This is a genomic window from uncultured Polaribacter sp. (assembly GCF_947497125.1).
Lineage (GTDB): Bacteria > Bacteroidota > Bacteroidia > Flavobacteriales > Flavobacteriaceae > Polaribacter.
Genome location: NZ_CANMFI010000003.1, coordinates 322,145 through 336,766 on the forward strand (window position 1 = coordinate 322,145; position 14,622 = coordinate 336,766).

The window sequence follows — 14,622 nt, forward strand, 5'->3', positions numbered from 1 at the left end:
GACTCTCATTATGTTAATATCTTTATAAAGTTTTAATTTTTATGCATTTAAAATTTTATTGAAGATTGCTACAGGCCTCATTGCTGAGGCTGCAAGTGCTGAATTTGGCTTATAGTATCCTTTAATATCTAAGCTTTTTCCTTGTACTGCATTTAACTCGCCAATTATTTGTGTTTCATTTTCTTTTAACTGCTTAAATATTTTTGAAAATTCTACTTTTAAGGCTTCGTTTTTATTTTGATTGGCCAATTCTTCTGCCCAATACATCGCCAAATAAAAATGACTACCTCTATTGTCTAGTTCGCCAACTTTTCTAGACGGAGATTTGTCGTTCTCTAAAAATTTATCGGTAGCATTGTCTAATGTTTCAGCTAGTATTAAAGCTTTTTCATTATTGTTATTGGTACCTAAATGTTCTAAAGATACTGCTAATGCTAAAAATTCTCCTAAAGAATCCCATCGTAAATGATTTTCTTCTAAAAATTGTTGTACATGTTTAGGTGCAGATCCTCCTGCACCAGTTTCAAACAAACCACCACCATTCATCAATGGTACAATAGAAAGCATTTTTGCAGAAGTTCCTACTTCTAAAATAGGAAATAAATCTGTTAAATAATCTCTTAACACATTACCAGAAACAGAAATAGTGTCTTCTCCTTTTACAATTCTTGCTAAGGTGAATTCTGTAGCTTTTATAGGTGATAAAATTCTGATATCTAAACCATCCGTATCATGGTTTGGTAAGTACGTGTTTACTTTTTTAATGATTTCTGCATCATGAGATCTGTTTTTATCCAACCAAAAAACTGCTGGTGTGTTAGAAGCCCTTGCTCTTGTTACTGCCAATTTTACCCAATCTTGAATTGGTAAATCTTTTGTTTGGCACATTCTCCAGATGTCACCTTCTTCTACTTCATGAGAAATTATTGTCTTGCCGTCATTATTTACTACTACAACTTTTCCTTTTGATGCTATTTCAAAGGTTTTATCATGCGAACCATATTCTTCTGCTTTTTGAGCCATCAAACCAATATTAGGAACTGTTCCCATTGTTGTAGGATCAAAAGCGCCATTTTTCTTACAAAAATCGATGGTTGCTGCATAAATACCAGCATAAGAGCTGTCTGGAATAATTGCCTTTGTATCTTGTAGTTTTCCTTGAGAGTTCCACATTCTACCAGAAGTTCTAATCATTGCAGGCATAGAAGCGTCTATAATAACATCAGAAGGTACGTGTAAATTAGTAATACCTTTATCAGAATTAACCATTGCCAACTCTGGTCCATGGTCTAAAGCGTATCTAATTTCATTTCTAATTTCGTCTCTTTTCTCTTTTGGAAGTTCATTTAATTTCCCTAAAAGATTCCCTAGACCGTTATTAACATCAGCTCCAATCTTTTTGAATGTTTTGTCGTGTTTTTTAAATAAATCACTAAAGAAAACACGAACAGCATGACCAAAAATAATAGGGTCACTAACTTTCATCATGGTTGCTTTCATGTGCAAAGAATACAATACATTTTTATCTAAAGCATCTTCATATTGTTCTTCTAAAAAGGCTATTAAAGCTTTTTTACTCATGACAGTTGCATCGATAATTTCGCCCTCTAAAAGCGATAAATCTTCTTTTAATATTGTTTTTTTACCGCTTTCAGAAATGTGATGAATGCTTACAGAGCTTGCCTTTTTTACTGTAACAGATTTTTCATTATGTGCAAAATCGCCAGCACTCATAGTAGCAACATGAGTTTTAGAATCGGCACTCCAAACACCCATAGAATGTGGGTTTTTACGAGCATAATTCTTAATTGCCTTTGGTGCTCTTCTATCAGAATTACCCTCTCTTAAAACAGGGTTTACAGCAGAACCTTTTACTTTATTATATAAAGCTAAGATGGTTTTATCTTCTTCTGTGTTAATTTCTTCAGGGTAATTTGGTAAAGCAAAACCTTTTTCTTGTAATTCAGAAATGGCTTCTTTTAATTGAGGTACAGAAGCACTAATATTTGGTAGTTTTATGATGTTTGCTTCTGGCTGTTTTGCCAGTTTACCTAATACAGCCAATGCATCTTCTACTTTTTGATCTTCTGAAAGATAGTCAGAAAAATTTGCTAAAATTCTAGCAGCTAAAGAGATGTCTTTTACTTCTATTTCTATGTTAGATGTTTTGGTAAAAGCTTTTACAATTGGTAAAAACGAACGTGTTGCTAAAGCAGGTGCTTCATCTGTTTTAGTGTATATAATTTTAGCTATTTTACTCATATAATTTGTTTTTTTGTAATTGTATCAATAAATAACTTTTTAAAACATAGAAATCTTGTTTTAGAAAGTTAGCAAATTTAAGAATTAAAGTTGATATTTTAATTGGTAAAATGTTATAAATTAATGGGTTTTATTGCATTTAATACAATTTGTAAATACTATTTTTAAGTCTTTAGTAAAAGCGTTTTTTTTAGCCCATAAAAAAAGCGTTGTAAATAAATACAACGCTTTTTTAAAACTTTATGTGAGATAAATTATCTTCTTTTTTCAGTAATTCTAGCTTTTTTACCAGTAAGACCTCTAAAGTAAAAGATTCTTGCTCTTCTAACTTTACCTCTTTTGTTAACTTCAATTTTTTGAATAGAAGGTAAGTTTACAGGGAAAATTCTTTCTACACCTACAGTACCAGACATTTTTCTAATTGTAAATGTTTCTGAAGCGGCAACACCTCTTCTTTGAATAACAACACCTCTAAAAAACTGAGTACGTACTTTTTCTCCTTCTTTAATTTCGTAATAAACAGTGATTGTATCACCTGCTGCAAATTCTGCAAATTCTTTTTTTGCTACAAATTCGTCTTGAACAAATTTTACTAAAGATTCCATATCTTTTAATTTAATTGATTTTGTAAAACAACATTCACGATTTTTTCGTCAGAGGTTAATTTAGCGTTTGCAAAAGTAATGATTATTTTTAATCTGTAAAATTAAAAGTAATTATTTTTTTGGTTGATAATCGGTGCAGTAAAACACCCAAAATTTACGGACCTCTTTGTTATTAATTTTAATTATTAAAGGTTGTAGTTCTGTTATATTCTTAAAATACTTATCTAATTCTGGTCTGTAATTCCCCTTTTTGTCTTTGTTTTTAAAACGTTTGTCAGAGTCTATAAACAAGGCGTTTTTAGATTTTAGCATAGATAAATCATCTCTAAGATAATCAAAATGTAAAGCAGGCAAACCAATAATGTTTTGTGCATATATTTTTTGATCCATAAAAAAGTTTAAGCAAGCAGTGGTTTTGTAGTTATCATTAGAAAAAACAAACGTATTTGGGTATTCTTTTTGTAGTTCTATTGTTTTTTTAGATAATTCTTCCCATCCAACCCAAGTATCATCACTTTTTATTGGAACTAGGTAAAATAAAATTTGAAGGCTAATTAGCAAGTGAAATACAATTGAAAAAATTAGTTGAGTTTTTATCAACTTACTATTTATAAACATTGCAGCTAAGATAATTCCGGTAATGTAAGAAGGCATCATCCAGTTTAGTTTTACCCAATAGATAGGTGTAAGGCTAAAAAAACCTAAAAAAGTAGGAATAAAGAATGCGCACAAGAAAAGGGTTTTTGCGTTTGGGAATTTAAATTTTAAAACAACTCTTTTTACATATTTGTAGGTTAAGGTTATAAGAATTATAAATAAAACAGGAAGTAATAATAGCATTTGATGACCAACGGCGCCAAGAAATTTTGTAGGAGATATCTTAAATTCTGAAATAGAACTAGTTCTTTGTGAAGATTGAAAAACAAAAGAAGCAAAATCATTCTGATAATTCCAATACCAAACTGGGGTGGTAACTAATGCAGAAATTACAATAGCCGTCCAAAACCAAGGAGATATTAGTAGTTTTCTGTATTTATTAGAGAAAATAACAAATAAAAAGAGGCCAATTTGTAATAATAAAGCGGTGTATTTACTATTAAAAGCAAGACCCATTGCAATGCCTGCAAAAATCCAGTACCATTTTTTTTCTTCAAAAATAGCTTTGTAAAGGCATATCAAACTCAAAGTCCAGAAAAGTAATAAAGGTACATCTGGTGTTGAGTTAAAAGAGAGTATTGAAACAAAAATTGTAGATATTAAAAGTAAAATTACTCTTTGTAATTTCTGCTTTGATAAAAAATAGGACGCTAATTTGTAAAAACTGAATATTGTTAAAGAGGTTATAACAAAGTCTGTAAGCTTTATTACAAAAACAGTATCTCCTAAAATGCTTGTAAATATTCTTAGTAAGTATCCTATCATTCCCGGATGGTCAAAATAAGAAAGAGATAAATTTTGTCCGTATAAATAATAATAAGCATCTTGGGGCATTAAGCCCATAAACGGAAGTAGTAAGAGTCTAAAAAGTTGAAACCCTAAAATCCAAGATATAACTTTATTTTTTTTTAGGGTATTTAGCAATTTAGTCATCAAGCAGGTCGGGTCTTATTTGTTGTGTTCTTTCATAGGCTTTTTCACTTCTCCAGTCTTCAATTTTTGGAAAATTACCTGACAATAAAATTTCTGGCACTTTCATACCTTCAAATTCAGAAGGTCTTGTATATACTGGTGGAGATAATAAGTTGTCTTGAAAAGAGTCTGTTAGTGCAGATTGTTCATCTCCGATAACACCTGGTATTAATCGAACAATGGCATCTACTAAAACAGCTGCAGCTAATTCACCGCCAGTTAATACGTAATCTCCAATAGAAATTTCTTTAGTAATGTATTTGTCTCTAATTCGTTGGTCTACGCCTTTGTAATGACCAGTTAAAATTAAGATATTCTTTTTTAAAGAAAGTGTATTTGCTGTGCCTTGGTTTAATGTTTCGGCATCGGGTGTCATGTAAATTATTTCATCATAAGACCGTTCGCTTTGTAATTTTTTAATGCAATTAGAAATTGGTTCTATCATCATTACCATACCGGCACCACCGCCAAACTGAGTGTCGTCTATTTGTTTGTAGTTACCAAGACCGTATGCTCTTAAATCGTGAATTATAATTTGGGCCAAACCTTTCTCTTTTGCTCGTTTTACAATAGAATGGTTAAACGGACTTTCTAATAAATTTGGGACTACTGAAATAATATCTATTCGCATGTTTACAAATGTAGTATTTTTGTGGGGTATAAAACACAAGATTTTTATATCAACAAAAATAATCTCTAATTTTTACCAATCAATAATAGCTTGTTTTAACTTTGTGATCTTATGGAGCAATTAACTTTAACCACACCAGCACTTTTATTTTCTGCAATATCATTAATTATGTTAGCATATACAAATCGCTTTTTAGCTTATGCAGCAGTTATTAGAAATTTACATGCTGTGTATTTAGAAAAGAAAGAGTCTTCTTTATTAAGGCAAATTAAAAATTTAAAAACACGTTTAAATTTAACAAGATGGATGCAGATTTTCGGAATTTCAAGCCTTCTGTTCTGTGTGCTTACGATGTTTTTAATTTATATAAATTTTAATGAAATTGCTGTTTGGGTTTTTGGTGTTGCTTTAATTCTATTAATTGTTTCTCTCGCATTGTTAATCAAAGAAATTCAAATATCTGCACAAGCATTGCAGCACCATATTTCTGATATTGAAGAGCATTTAAATAAAAATTAAACTGCCTTTTAGTACTATCATTTTAACTTATAAAATGATAAATATTTACTATTTTTTGCTCCTTTAACTTTTAGATGCTTTTTATTATATTTGATTGTATAACTTAAAATTCTATAAAGATGAGAAAAGCTATTTTTATTTCGTTTGTGTTTTTATTGACATCTGTAATGTCATTTGGTCAGGAATCTACTTATAAAGTTGGTGATGTTTTTTTAATCTCTGAGGTTGAAAACAATAGCTATCAGCATATTAATTTTCCAAAAGATAATTTTATTATTAAAAAAGGAGGCATTCCGAATTATAAAAATGTAAAAGGCAAAAAAGTTGTTGTAACTAAAATTAAAGAGAAATCGAATGGTACAAAAGTTGCAACATTATCATTACAGTCTAATAAATATTTTTTTAATAGCCACAAATTTATAACTGTTCAAATAGAAAATGCTATTGAAGAGAAAGAGTTGGTTAAAATTTAAATAGATATTATTTTAAAAAAAATAAGTGTCATTTTTATTACAAAAATGACACTTACAAAGTAAACTAATAAAACCAAGTATTAGTAACCAAATTAGAAGTTAGCTTTCTAATTATTTGTTTCTTCTTTTTTATTTTGTTTCTAATTGATAGAAATGTTACCGCCAGAAGAAGTATTTTTATCAATCTCTTGTGGCATTCCTTTTACATTTATATTACCACCACTAGAGGCATTTGCTTTTACTGTTTTTGAAGCATAAATTTTTATGTTTGCGCCACTAGAAGCTCTTGCAACTCCCATTGTACTTTCTAACTTAAATGAATTGATAGCAGCACCACTAGAAGCATTACTATCATGACTTATTGATGTACCTGTTAGCTTTATGTCTGCTCCGCTACTTGCATTTGTTTCAACAGTTTTAGCAACCAACTGCAAGTTAACATTAGCGCCACTTGAAGCAGATATTAAAATGTTATCTACAGTTATGGATTCATCATTTTTTACATCGCTACCACTAGAAGCTTTAATAAATTGAAGATCTTGTATGGTTACAAAAACTTTTTTAGCTTTAGATCTCCAGATATTTTTTTCGGTATATATTTTTAAAACGTCATCATCAATTTCAGTCTTAATTATATCGTGTAAATTTTCGTCTGCTTCAATTATTATATTATTTCTAGAACCTTGTGTGATGTATAAATCGATGCCAGAACTTACTTTAATACCTGTAAAATTTTCTGAAGTTTTTCGAACTTGTTTAAGCACATTTCTATTGCCAGTAACACTATTAAATAGGTCTGCACTGCAAGAAGTTAGTATAAAAAAAGTTGCAATTAGAATGCTGATTTTCGAGGCTTTATTTTTCATAGTTATTTATATTTTGTTAAAAATACCGTGATTGTTTTACATGGTTAGAATTTAATTACCGAACTGTCTAATTTTATAGATGAACTGTTTATTGAATATCATTTTCAACGCAATCGGTACATTTTAAAACACTTTCTGTCATTATAAAATAATGATTTGCCATTTTTCTATCTAAAATGTTTTCAGTATTGTCAACATCATACAAGAAGTTTTTAGCAGAATTATCGAAAAACACATAATTATTTTCTGGTACAAATACCGTTATGTTTATCTGTTCATCTTTCCATATATTTTTTATGTCAGATAAGAAAAAGGTGTTAAAAAGTATCCTGTTTCCTTCTTTACTATAGTTGTATTCTATTCTTTTAGCATTTTTATTGGCAAGGTTTATATTTTTACCTCTAGATTCTTTTTCAACAATAAAATAAGCTTCATTTGTAGCGCTCTTTTTTACATCTACATGCACATAGTTAGAGTAAGTTTTTTCAATATTATTTACTTCTACTTTGTGTTTGTTAGAGCTTCTTTTTAAATTATGCTCATAGTAAAGGTTGTTGTTATTTTTCATAGCAATAAATAAGGTGTCCTTTTGAGTTAAATTTATTGTTTCTGTTATTACATTTCTACCTTCTTTAGCATGTGTAACTCCGTGCTCTATGCCAGTAAAAATAATTCCTAAAAGGGCTATAATCCAGATGCCTAAAAGCGTTAATGAAGTTGCTTTTGTAAATTTTTTGACATTACTAGAGAGTATTCTTAAGCCTAAAACAAGCAAAATTAAAAAAGGAATACCCACTAAAAAGAACATCAGTATTGTTAATATCCATTTAGGAATTGTAGCTTCATAAAAGAATGGTGGGTATGTTAAAAACTCTCCATTAATATTAAACCACTCTAAACTTCCTATAGAAAACCCTCCAATAAGTAGAGATAAAATAACGGTTGCACCAAGAAATATGAAGAACACTCCTATAATTTTTCCGATAACTTTAAAAAAGACAAGAAAAATACGAGCAATTGTGTCTATAAAATCTTGTAATCCGTTATTTTTTGAACCCTTTCCCGAAAAAGTTGCATTCATTTTTTCAGATAAATCTTGGGCGCTATCTTTAATTTTTTCTGATGCTTTAGAGGCAAATTCACTTACATTTTCAGAAACGTTGTTAAATTCTTCTCTAATTTTCTTTTCAATATTATCAATATTTACGGGTTCGCCCTCCATTTGTAGTTTTTCTGCGGTTGTTTTTGCTTCTGGCAATAAAATCCATAGAATTATGTAAATGATAAAACCAAAACCGCCTCCAAAAAACAAGGCCAATAAAGTCAGTCGAACCCAAATAGTATCAATGTTAACATAATGAGCAATACCTGCAGCTACTCCTCCTAAAAACTTATCATCACCATCTCTAAACAATTTTTTTCCGGTAGTTGAATTTTTTTTGAAGTTATATTCGCTGTTCGAATAGTTTTCTTCGTTTTCTGCATAGTCTTCGGGTTGCCCCATAATTACAATAATATTTTCGATATCACTTTCATTTACAACTTGCCTAGCATCTGTAATTTTCTCAGATAAAAGTTCGCTTATTCTAGCTTCGATATCTGCTATAATTTCATCTTTACCTTGTGGATCATCACTTAAAGACTTAGAAATAGATGCTAAATATCTTTTTAATGTTTGATATGCAACTTCATCTATATGAAAGAAAAATCCGCCTAAATTTATATTAATTGTCTTATTCATTTGTAGTTGGTTTTATGCTAATTACTTGGTTTACTGCGTTTACTAAATTACTCCATGTTTTATCTAGTTCTTTTAAAAACATGCTTCCGTTTTCTGTTAAAACATAATACTTTCTGGGTGGGCCAGAAGTAGATTCTTCCCATCTGTATGTTAATAATCCTGCATTTTTTAAACGGGTTAATAGTGGATAAATAGTGCCCTCTACCACAATCATTTCTGCGGTTTTTAAAGTGCTAAGAATCTCTGAAGTATAAGCATCTCCTTTTTTTAGGATAGATAAAATACAGTATTCTAAAACACCTTTTCGCATTTGTGCTTTTGTATTTTCGATTTTCATTTATGGTTGTTTTAACTACTTATTTTATAAATTTTATGGTAAAAGGGTAGTGGTAATTCTCTCCTTCTTTTGCTTTTATAGCTGCTATAAATATGAGTGCTATTTTTAAAATCATCAGAAAACCTGCAATTGAAGCTATTCCAAAAAAACTAAAAACACTATGATCGTTTATTATATTGAAGTGACTATTGTTTATAATGTTACCAATTAAAAAGGGTAATATTGATGCAGATGCTATAAAAATGTATAAAGAATAACTAATATTAAAGTTGACCGCTTCTTTACCTTGATCGTCTAAAAATGCACTTCTATCTTTTAATGTTTGCCATGCTATTAAAGGACTTATGATGCCCCCGAAAGGAAATACAAATCCTAGAAAGGAAGAGATGTGTATTAAAAACGCATTTGTGTTTTCGTTATTTTGTTTCATTTATATAGATTTTTACTACTTGCTTATGCAAATATATGTTCTTAAAAAGGTATTATGCAATACATAGTACTGTTTTAACATTTAATTAACATTTAGAGAAGTTGTTTTAAAAATGAATAATACAGTATAAAAGTCTTGTATTATTTATATATTGCTCTGTAATTAAACAGCAAATAGTACTAATAATTTAATTTTAAGTAGATGGAATTTACTCCGAGAAAAGTCAATTTTTTTAATTTTTTAAAACTTCCTCTGGCTTTTTTTGCTGGTGTAAGAGTCCGTTCAGTATCAGATTCTTCTGTACATGTTTCTATAAAGCACCGTTGGATTAATCAAAATCCATTTAAAAGCATGTTTTGGGCTGCACAAGGTATGGCAGCCGAAATGGCAACAGGTGTTTTGGTTATGAAAGCAATAGCAGCTTCTAAACATAAAATATCTATGCTTGTTACACACCAAGAAGCACAATTTTTTAAAAAAGCAACGGGTAACATAGATTTTACCTGCAATAGTGGTAAAGAAATTGCACAAGCAATTGAAAAAACAATTGAAACAGGCGAGGGAGAAGTAATTGTTTTAACTTCTGAAGGTAAAAATAAAGAGGGAATTGTGGTTTCTAAATTTCAGTTTCATTGGAGTCTGAGAGTCAAAAAATAAGTTTACTGTTTTTATTTAAAGAATACATTAAAGATTTGCTTTTATCATTCTATCATTTCCCATAAAATCTTTTCTTAAAACAATATTTTTAAACCCTTTTTGTGCTAACATACTTACTGTTTCTTCCCCTAAATATTGGTTGATTTCAAAAAATAAGAGTCCGTTTTTGTGAAGGTGTTTTTTTGCTAATTCTGCAATTTTTGTGTAAAATATTAGCGGATTGTCATCTTCAACAAACAATGCCAAATGCGGTTCGTTTTGTAGAACATTGTTTTGTATTTCTTTTTTTTCTAAGTTTCTAACATAGGGCGGATTAGAAATTATCATATCGATTTTTACATTAATAGACTGCTCTTGTAGACCTTCTTTTGAGTTTAAATTTAGGGTTTTAGCTTTTAAAATGTCTAGCTCAATAAAATTAATAACAACCTTATTTAGAGCTGCGTTTTCTTGGGCAATTTTTAATGCTTTTGTAGAAATATCTATTGCAGAAATGGCTGTATTTTCTGTGTTTTTAGCTATTGAGATGGGTATGCAACCACTACCTGTACCAATATCTAAAATGCTTAATTTTCTACTTAATTGTGGTAGTTTTAATTCTTTAATTTCACTTAAACACCATGTTACTAATTCTTCTGTTTCTGGTCTTGGTATTAGTGTATGCTTATTAACTGTAAAAGGTAATCCATAAAATTCAGTCTTTTTTAATAGGTATTGTATGGGTTCTTCTTTTAATAGCCTGTTTGTAATTTCTTTTAACTCAATTACTAAATTTGGTTCAATTAAAAAATTAGGTTGAACAACTGTATCAATTCTTTGTAAATTAAGTTTTTCTTCTATCAGAATAAAAAAGAATGAGTCTATTTCTGTCTTCGGATAAGTTTCTGATAAAGCTTCGGTAAAAAAAAGTTTAAAGTTTTTTAAAGTCATAATTTTTTTAGCATCCATACGTTACAAGAATAATGTCCTGTATTTCCAATAGGACCCTCAAGATTTGTAAAACCATTTTTTTTGTACAATTTTTGCGCAGCTTCCATATAAGGCATTGTTTCTAGGTAGCAATTTTTATAGGTTCGTTTTTTTTGCTTCATTTAAACAAGTGTTTATTAACAAAGATCCAAGGCCTAAATTTCTTGCAATAGGTAAAAAGTACATTTTTTGTAACTCGCAAGTATTGCCCTTGTAGTTGTCTAATTTTGCAAAACCTGCACCACCAACAATTTTGTTTTTATAGGTAACAACATAATAAGCAGAGGTGGGTATGTTGTAATTTTCGAACATAGTATCTGTTGCTTTATCTTCATATGCTGTACCTACTTTTGGAGCACCAAATTCTATTAAAACACTTCTAATTACTTGGGCTATTTGTAAATTGTCTTCTGGTTTAATTTCTCTAATGATAAAATCTGATTTTGTCATTTAATACCTTATTTTTGCAGCAGCAAGTTAGCTTTTTTTAAAATAATTAAGATGAAAAAAACACTATATTTTAGCATTATTTTTTTGATAATTACTGGTTGTGCAGTAAATAAAAAACCTGTTTTTGTAAAGTTAGATACTGTAGAAGTGGTTTCTTTTAAGTCTGATACGATTCGTTTTAAAGCAGCTGCTATTTTTAAGAATCCTAATGATATTGGCGGCAAAATATTTACAGATAAAATAAGTGTTATTTTTAATGGTGCAGAGTTGGCGCAGGTTTCATCTTCAGAATTTAAAGTGCCTGCCAGAAATAATTTTACGGTTCCTTTGTTTTTTGTGGTTCCTACAAAAAGGGTTTTCGAAAATAATAAAAACGGAATTATAGGTGGTTTGTTAAACTCTATTTTAAGCAAAACAATAGATGTGCAGTTTAAAGGAGTTTTAGAATATAAAATTTTAGGTTTTTCTAGTGTTTATCAAATTGATGCTACTCAGAAAATAAAATTATAACTACCTTTTATTATTGTATAGATGACAGAAACCAATCAGTTTTTCATAAAACGTTGTTTACAGATAGCTAAAAACGGAACTTCTTTGGCAATGCCAAATCCATCTGTGGGTGCTGTTGTTGTTTTTGATGGTAAAATTATTGGAGAAGGTTTTACGTCTAAATTTGGTGGTAACCATGCAGAAGTAAATGCAATTAAAGCTGTAAAAGATATTGCCAGCCTTAAACAAGCAACCTTATATGTTACTTTAGAACCCTGTAGCCATTTTGGTAAAACACCACCTTGTGTAAATTTAATTATTAAGCATCAGTTTAAAAAAGTAGTTATTGGTTGTTTAGATTCTAATAGTTTGGTAGCAGGTAAAGGGGTTGCTGCTCTTAAAAATGCAGGTATAGAAGTTGTTGTTGGGGTATTAGAAAAAGAATGTCTTCAACATCATCAGCGATTTCTTTTATCACAAGAAAAAAAGAGACCTTACATTATTTTAAAATGGGCAGAGACAAAGAATGGCTTTATAGCTCCTTTGCATCAAGAAAAACAAGCGCCTGTTTTTATTTCAAATCAATACTCACAACAATTAGTTCATAAAATGCGTTCAGAGGTGCAAGCCATTCTTGTAGGTACAAATACTGTTCTTAAAGATAACCCTAGGTTAAATGTAAGAACTTGGTCTGGTAATAGCCCGATAAGAGTTGTAATTGATCGTGATTTAAAAATTTCTAACGAAGCTGCTGTTTTAGACGGAAGCGAGCCTACAATAATTTTATATGCTGATTCTTGCACAAAGAAAGTACCCTTAGATAGTACTTTAAATAAAAAGTATGTTGCAATTGATTTTACTAAAAATTTAGCAGCTGCTATTTGTCAGGCATTGCAAAAAAATCAAATTCAATCAATTATAATTGAGGGTGGTGCTCAAACGCTTCAGACGTTTATAGATGAAAATTTATGGGATGAAGCAGTTGTTTTTACAGGAGAAAATGAATTTCTATCTGGCATAAAAGCTCCTGTTTTTAATAAAACTTCTGATCAAGAAATATCGATTAAAAATGATATTTTAAAAAAATATACAAATGATTAAAAATATAATTTTCGATTTTGGTGATATTTTTATCAATTTAGATAAAAAAGCAACATCAAAAGAATTTCAAAAATTAGGAATTACTGAAGTTTCTAGTGAACTGAAATCAATTTTAAATCAATATGAAGAAGGCACTATTTCTACAGATGATTTTATTGCTTTCTTTGAGTATAATTATAAGGTAACAGCAAAAGAAGTAGTTTTTGCTTGGAACGCTATTTTGTTAAATTTCCCAAAACACCGATTAAAATTTCTTAAAGATTTAGCTGCTAGTAATCAATTTAGGTTGTTTTTATTAAGCAATACCAATGATTTACATATTGCAAATATTAAAGAAAAATGGGGATCAGTTTTGTATGATGAATTTAAAAATTGTTTTGAGCAATTTTATTTGTCTCATGAAATACATTTAAGTAAGCCAAATTCTGCTATTTATCAATTTGTGTTAGATAAAAACAATTTAAAGGCTCATGAAACTTTGTTTGTAGATGATTTAAAAGAAAATACAGATGCCGCTAGTAAGCTAGGTATTTCTACTTGGAATTTGGTGCCAGGAGAAGATGATGTGACGGATTTATTCATAAAAAACAAAAACATATTTTGATTTATTTAGTATTAAGTATTCTTTTTTCAACTAGTATTTTTGTGATTTTTAAGCTTTTTGATGCCTTTAATATAAATACTTTACAAGCAATTTTAGTTAATTATGTAGTAGCCATTTCTTTTGGTGTTTTCTCATCAAACACTTCTGTTACAATTTCTAGTGTACCACAGCAAAAATGGTTTTTTGGTGCTTTTTGTTTGGGCTTTTTGTTCATCTCTATTTTTAATATTATGGCAATTACTGCCCAAAAAAACGGGTTGTCTGTAGCTTCTGTTGCAGGTAAAATGTCGGTTGTAATTCCTGTTCTATTTGGTATTTTAGTATATCAAGAAAGTGTTGGGTTTATTAAAATTACAGGTATAATCTTAGCTTTAATAGCTGTTTATTTGTCTTCGGCAAAAAGTGATGTTAACCCAGTACAGTTTAAAAATTTATTATTTCCGTTATTACTCTTTTTAGGTTCTGGCATATTAGATGCAGGCTTAAAATATGTAGAAACTACCTCTGTTGCTAACGGAGATGAACCTTTTTTTTTAGCAACCATTTTTAGTTGTGCTCTTGTATTAGGGCTTTTTATGATTGCCTATCAAATGATAAAAGGAACTTTTACGTTTCAATGGAAAAATATTTTAGGAGGTATTCTTTTGGGGGTTCCTAACTATTACTCGATGGAGTTTTTGTTAAAAGCTTTTAAAATGGATATAGAAAGTTCTACGCTGTTTACTATTAATAATGTAGGAATAGTAATTTTAACAACCTTTTTTGCGCTACTATTTTTTAAAGAAAAATTAATTAAAAAAAATTGGATCGGTATTGCTATTGCAATTATTAGTATTCTTTTTGTTTCTTTTGCATAAAT

The 14,622-nt window shown here is 29.6% G+C and carries 16 protein-coding genes and 1 pseudogene; 7 read left to right on the forward strand and 10 right to left on the reverse strand.

Features of this window, described 5'->3' with window-relative positions; all coding sequences use genetic code 11:
* Window positions 1-39: 39 nt before the first annotated feature.
* The 4 genes from Q0678_RS06840 to trmD all read right to left on the reverse strand — a co-directional run bounded on the left by Q0678_RS06840 (window position 40) and on the right by trmD (window position 5,127).
* On the reverse strand, window positions 40-2,262 hold the full coding sequence (locus Q0678_RS06840) for an NADP-dependent isocitrate dehydrogenase (RefSeq protein ID WP_299055729.1): 2,223 nt from the start codon (window positions 2,260-2,262) through the stop codon (window positions 40-42).
* Between the two features lie 254 nt (window positions 2,263-2,516).
* Window positions 2,517-2,867 carry a 50S ribosomal protein L19 gene (gene rplS / locus Q0678_RS06845; protein ID WP_299055732.1) on the reverse strand — a complete coding sequence of 117 codons (351 nt, stop codon included), beginning with the start codon at window positions 2,865-2,867 and terminating at the stop codon, window positions 2,517-2,519.
* A 111-nt stretch (window positions 2,868-2,978) separates the two neighbouring features.
* A complete protein-coding gene (locus Q0678_RS06850; protein ID WP_299055735.1) occupies window positions 2,979-4,367 on the reverse strand; it encodes a glycosyltransferase family 39 protein in 1,389 nt (462 codons plus the stop codon).
* Window positions 4,368-4,449: 82 nt separating this feature from the next.
* On the reverse strand, window positions 4,450-5,127 hold the full coding sequence (gene trmD / locus Q0678_RS06855; protein ID WP_299055737.1) for a tRNA (guanosine(37)-N1)-methyltransferase TrmD: 678 nt from the start codon (window positions 5,125-5,127) through the stop codon (window positions 4,450-4,452).
* 111 nt (window positions 5,128-5,238) lie between these two features.
* On the opposite strand from trmD, the gene Q0678_RS06860 reads away from it, so the two are divergent.
* On the forward strand, window positions 5,239-5,646 hold the full coding sequence (locus Q0678_RS06860) for a DUF2721 domain-containing protein (RefSeq protein WP_299055740.1): 408 nt from the start codon (window positions 5,239-5,241) through the stop codon (window positions 5,644-5,646).
* Between the two features lie 119 nt (window positions 5,647-5,765).
* The gene (locus tag Q0678_RS06865; RefSeq protein WP_299055742.1) at window positions 5,766-6,119 is read left to right on the forward strand and encodes a dihydroorotase; all 354 of its coding nucleotides are present in this window, start codon (window positions 5,766-5,768) and stop codon (window positions 6,117-6,119) included.
* Window positions 6,120-6,259: 140 nt separating this feature from the next.
* On the opposite strand, the gene Q0678_RS06870 is transcribed toward Q0678_RS06865, so the two are convergent.
* The 4 genes from Q0678_RS06870 to Q0678_RS06885 form a co-directional block, all read right to left on the reverse strand.
* Window positions 6,260-6,985 (reverse strand): head GIN domain-containing protein, encoded by a 726-nt coding sequence (locus Q0678_RS06870; protein ID WP_299055744.1) that lies wholly within the window; start codon window positions 6,983-6,985, stop codon window positions 6,260-6,262.
* 88 nt (window positions 6,986-7,073) lie between these two features.
* Entirely contained in the window at window positions 7,074-8,726 is a 1,653-nt protein-coding gene (locus tag Q0678_RS06875) for a PspC domain-containing protein (protein ID WP_299055746.1), read from the reverse strand.
* Window positions 8,719-9,063 carry a PadR family transcriptional regulator gene (locus tag Q0678_RS06880; RefSeq protein ID WP_299055749.1) on the reverse strand — a complete coding sequence of 115 codons (345 nt, stop codon included), beginning with the start codon at window positions 9,061-9,063 and terminating at the stop codon, window positions 8,719-8,721. The genes Q0678_RS06875 and Q0678_RS06880 overlap by 8 nt, the downstream gene beginning before the upstream one ends.
* 19 nt (window positions 9,064-9,082) lie before the next feature.
* Window positions 9,083-9,493, reverse strand: coding sequence for a DUF4870 domain-containing protein (locus Q0678_RS06885; RefSeq protein ID WP_299055751.1), 411 nt, complete (start codon window positions 9,491-9,493; stop codon window positions 9,083-9,085).
* A 201-nt stretch (window positions 9,494-9,694) separates the two neighbouring features.
* Here Q0678_RS06885 and Q0678_RS06890 point away from each other — a divergent pair, with 201 nt between their 5' ends.
* Window positions 9,695-10,150, forward strand: coding sequence for a DUF4442 domain-containing protein (locus Q0678_RS06890; protein WP_299055753.1), 456 nt, complete (start codon window positions 9,695-9,697; stop codon window positions 10,148-10,150).
* A 27-nt stretch (window positions 10,151-10,177) separates the two neighbouring features.
* Here the strand turns inward: Q0678_RS06890 and prmC are convergent, their stop codons facing one another.
* Both prmC and Q0678_RS06900 read right to left on the reverse strand, forming a co-directional pair.
* Entirely contained in the window at window positions 10,178-11,080 is a 903-nt protein-coding gene (gene prmC, locus Q0678_RS06895) for a peptide chain release factor N(5)-glutamine methyltransferase (protein WP_299055755.1), read from the reverse strand.
* Window positions 11,077-11,569: pseudogene (locus Q0678_RS06900) on the reverse strand (GNAT family N-acetyltransferase). Before Q0678_RS06900 ends, prmC begins: the two are co-directional and overlap by 4 nt.
* A gap of 51 nt (window positions 11,570-11,620) precedes the next feature.
* Here Q0678_RS06900 and Q0678_RS06905 point away from each other — a divergent pair.
* The 4 genes from Q0678_RS06905 to Q0678_RS06920 are packed head-to-tail and all read left to right on the forward strand — an operon-like array spanning window position 11,621 to window position 14,620.
* Window positions 11,621-12,079, forward strand: coding sequence for an LEA type 2 family protein (locus Q0678_RS06905; RefSeq protein ID WP_299055758.1), 459 nt, complete (start codon window positions 11,621-11,623; stop codon window positions 12,077-12,079).
* Window positions 12,080-12,100: 21 nt separating this feature from the next.
* Window positions 12,101-13,159, forward strand: a complete 1,059-nt coding sequence (gene ribD / locus Q0678_RS06910) for a bifunctional diaminohydroxyphosphoribosylaminopyrimidine deaminase/5-amino-6-(5-phosphoribosylamino)uracil reductase RibD (protein ID WP_299055761.1) — start codon at window positions 12,101-12,103, stop codon at window positions 13,157-13,159.
* On the forward strand, window positions 13,152-13,763 hold the full coding sequence (locus Q0678_RS06915) for an HAD family phosphatase (protein ID WP_299055764.1): 612 nt from the start codon (window positions 13,152-13,154) through the stop codon (window positions 13,761-13,763). Before ribD ends, Q0678_RS06915 begins: the two co-directional genes overlap by 8 nt.
* Window positions 13,760-14,620, forward strand: a complete 861-nt coding sequence (locus tag Q0678_RS06920; protein WP_299055767.1) for an EamA/RhaT family transporter — start codon at window positions 13,760-13,762, stop codon at window positions 14,618-14,620. The genes Q0678_RS06915 and Q0678_RS06920 overlap by 4 nt, the downstream gene beginning before the upstream one ends.
* Window positions 14,621-14,622: the final 2 nt, after the last annotated feature.

Excerpts from the sequence above, each read along its gene's own strand:
- Q0678_RS06840 (WP_299055729.1), bottom strand. The coding sequence starts at position 2,262 with ATGAGTAAAATAGCTAAAATTATATACACTAAAACAGATGAAGCACCT.
- rplS (WP_299055732.1), bottom strand. The coding sequence starts at position 2,867 with ATGGAATCTTTAGTAAAATTTGTTCAAGACGAATTTGTAGCAAAAAAA.
- Q0678_RS06850 (WP_299055735.1), bottom strand. The coding sequence starts at position 4,367 with ATGGGCTTAATGCCCCAAGATGCTTATTATTATTTATACGGACAAAAT.
- trmD (WP_299055737.1), bottom strand. The coding sequence starts at position 5,127 with ATGCGAATAGATATTATTTCAGTAGTCCCAAATTTATTAGAAAGTCCG.
- Q0678_RS06860 (WP_299055740.1), top strand. The coding sequence starts at position 5,239 with ATGGAGCAATTAACTTTAACCACACCAGCACTTTTATTTTCTGCAATA.
- Q0678_RS06865 (WP_299055742.1), top strand. The coding sequence starts at position 5,766 with ATGAGAAAAGCTATTTTTATTTCGTTTGTGTTTTTATTGACATCTGTA.
- Q0678_RS06870 (WP_299055744.1), bottom strand. The coding sequence starts at position 6,985 with ATGAAAAATAAAGCCTCGAAAATCAGCATTCTAATTGCAACTTTTTTT.
- Q0678_RS06875 (WP_299055746.1), bottom strand. The coding sequence starts at position 8,726 with ATGAATAAGACAATTAATATAAATTTAGGCGGATTTTTCTTTCATATA.
- Q0678_RS06880 (WP_299055749.1), bottom strand. The coding sequence starts at position 9,063 with ATGAAAATCGAAAATACAAAAGCACAAATGCGAAAAGGTGTTTTAGAA.
- Q0678_RS06885 (WP_299055751.1), bottom strand. The coding sequence starts at position 9,493 with ATGAAACAAAATAACGAAAACACAAATGCGTTTTTAATACACATCTCT.
- Q0678_RS06890 (WP_299055753.1), top strand. The coding sequence starts at position 9,695 with ATGGAATTTACTCCGAGAAAAGTCAATTTTTTTAATTTTTTAAAACTT.
- prmC (WP_299055755.1), bottom strand. The coding sequence starts at position 11,080 with ATGACTTTAAAAAACTTTAAACTTTTTTTTACCGAAGCTTTATCAGAA.
- Q0678_RS06905 (WP_299055758.1), top strand. The coding sequence starts at position 11,621 with ATGAAAAAAACACTATATTTTAGCATTATTTTTTTGATAATTACTGGT.
- ribD (WP_299055761.1), top strand. The coding sequence starts at position 12,101 with ATGACAGAAACCAATCAGTTTTTCATAAAACGTTGTTTACAGATAGCT.
- Q0678_RS06915 (WP_299055764.1), top strand. The coding sequence starts at position 13,152 with ATGATTAAAAATATAATTTTCGATTTTGGTGATATTTTTATCAATTTA.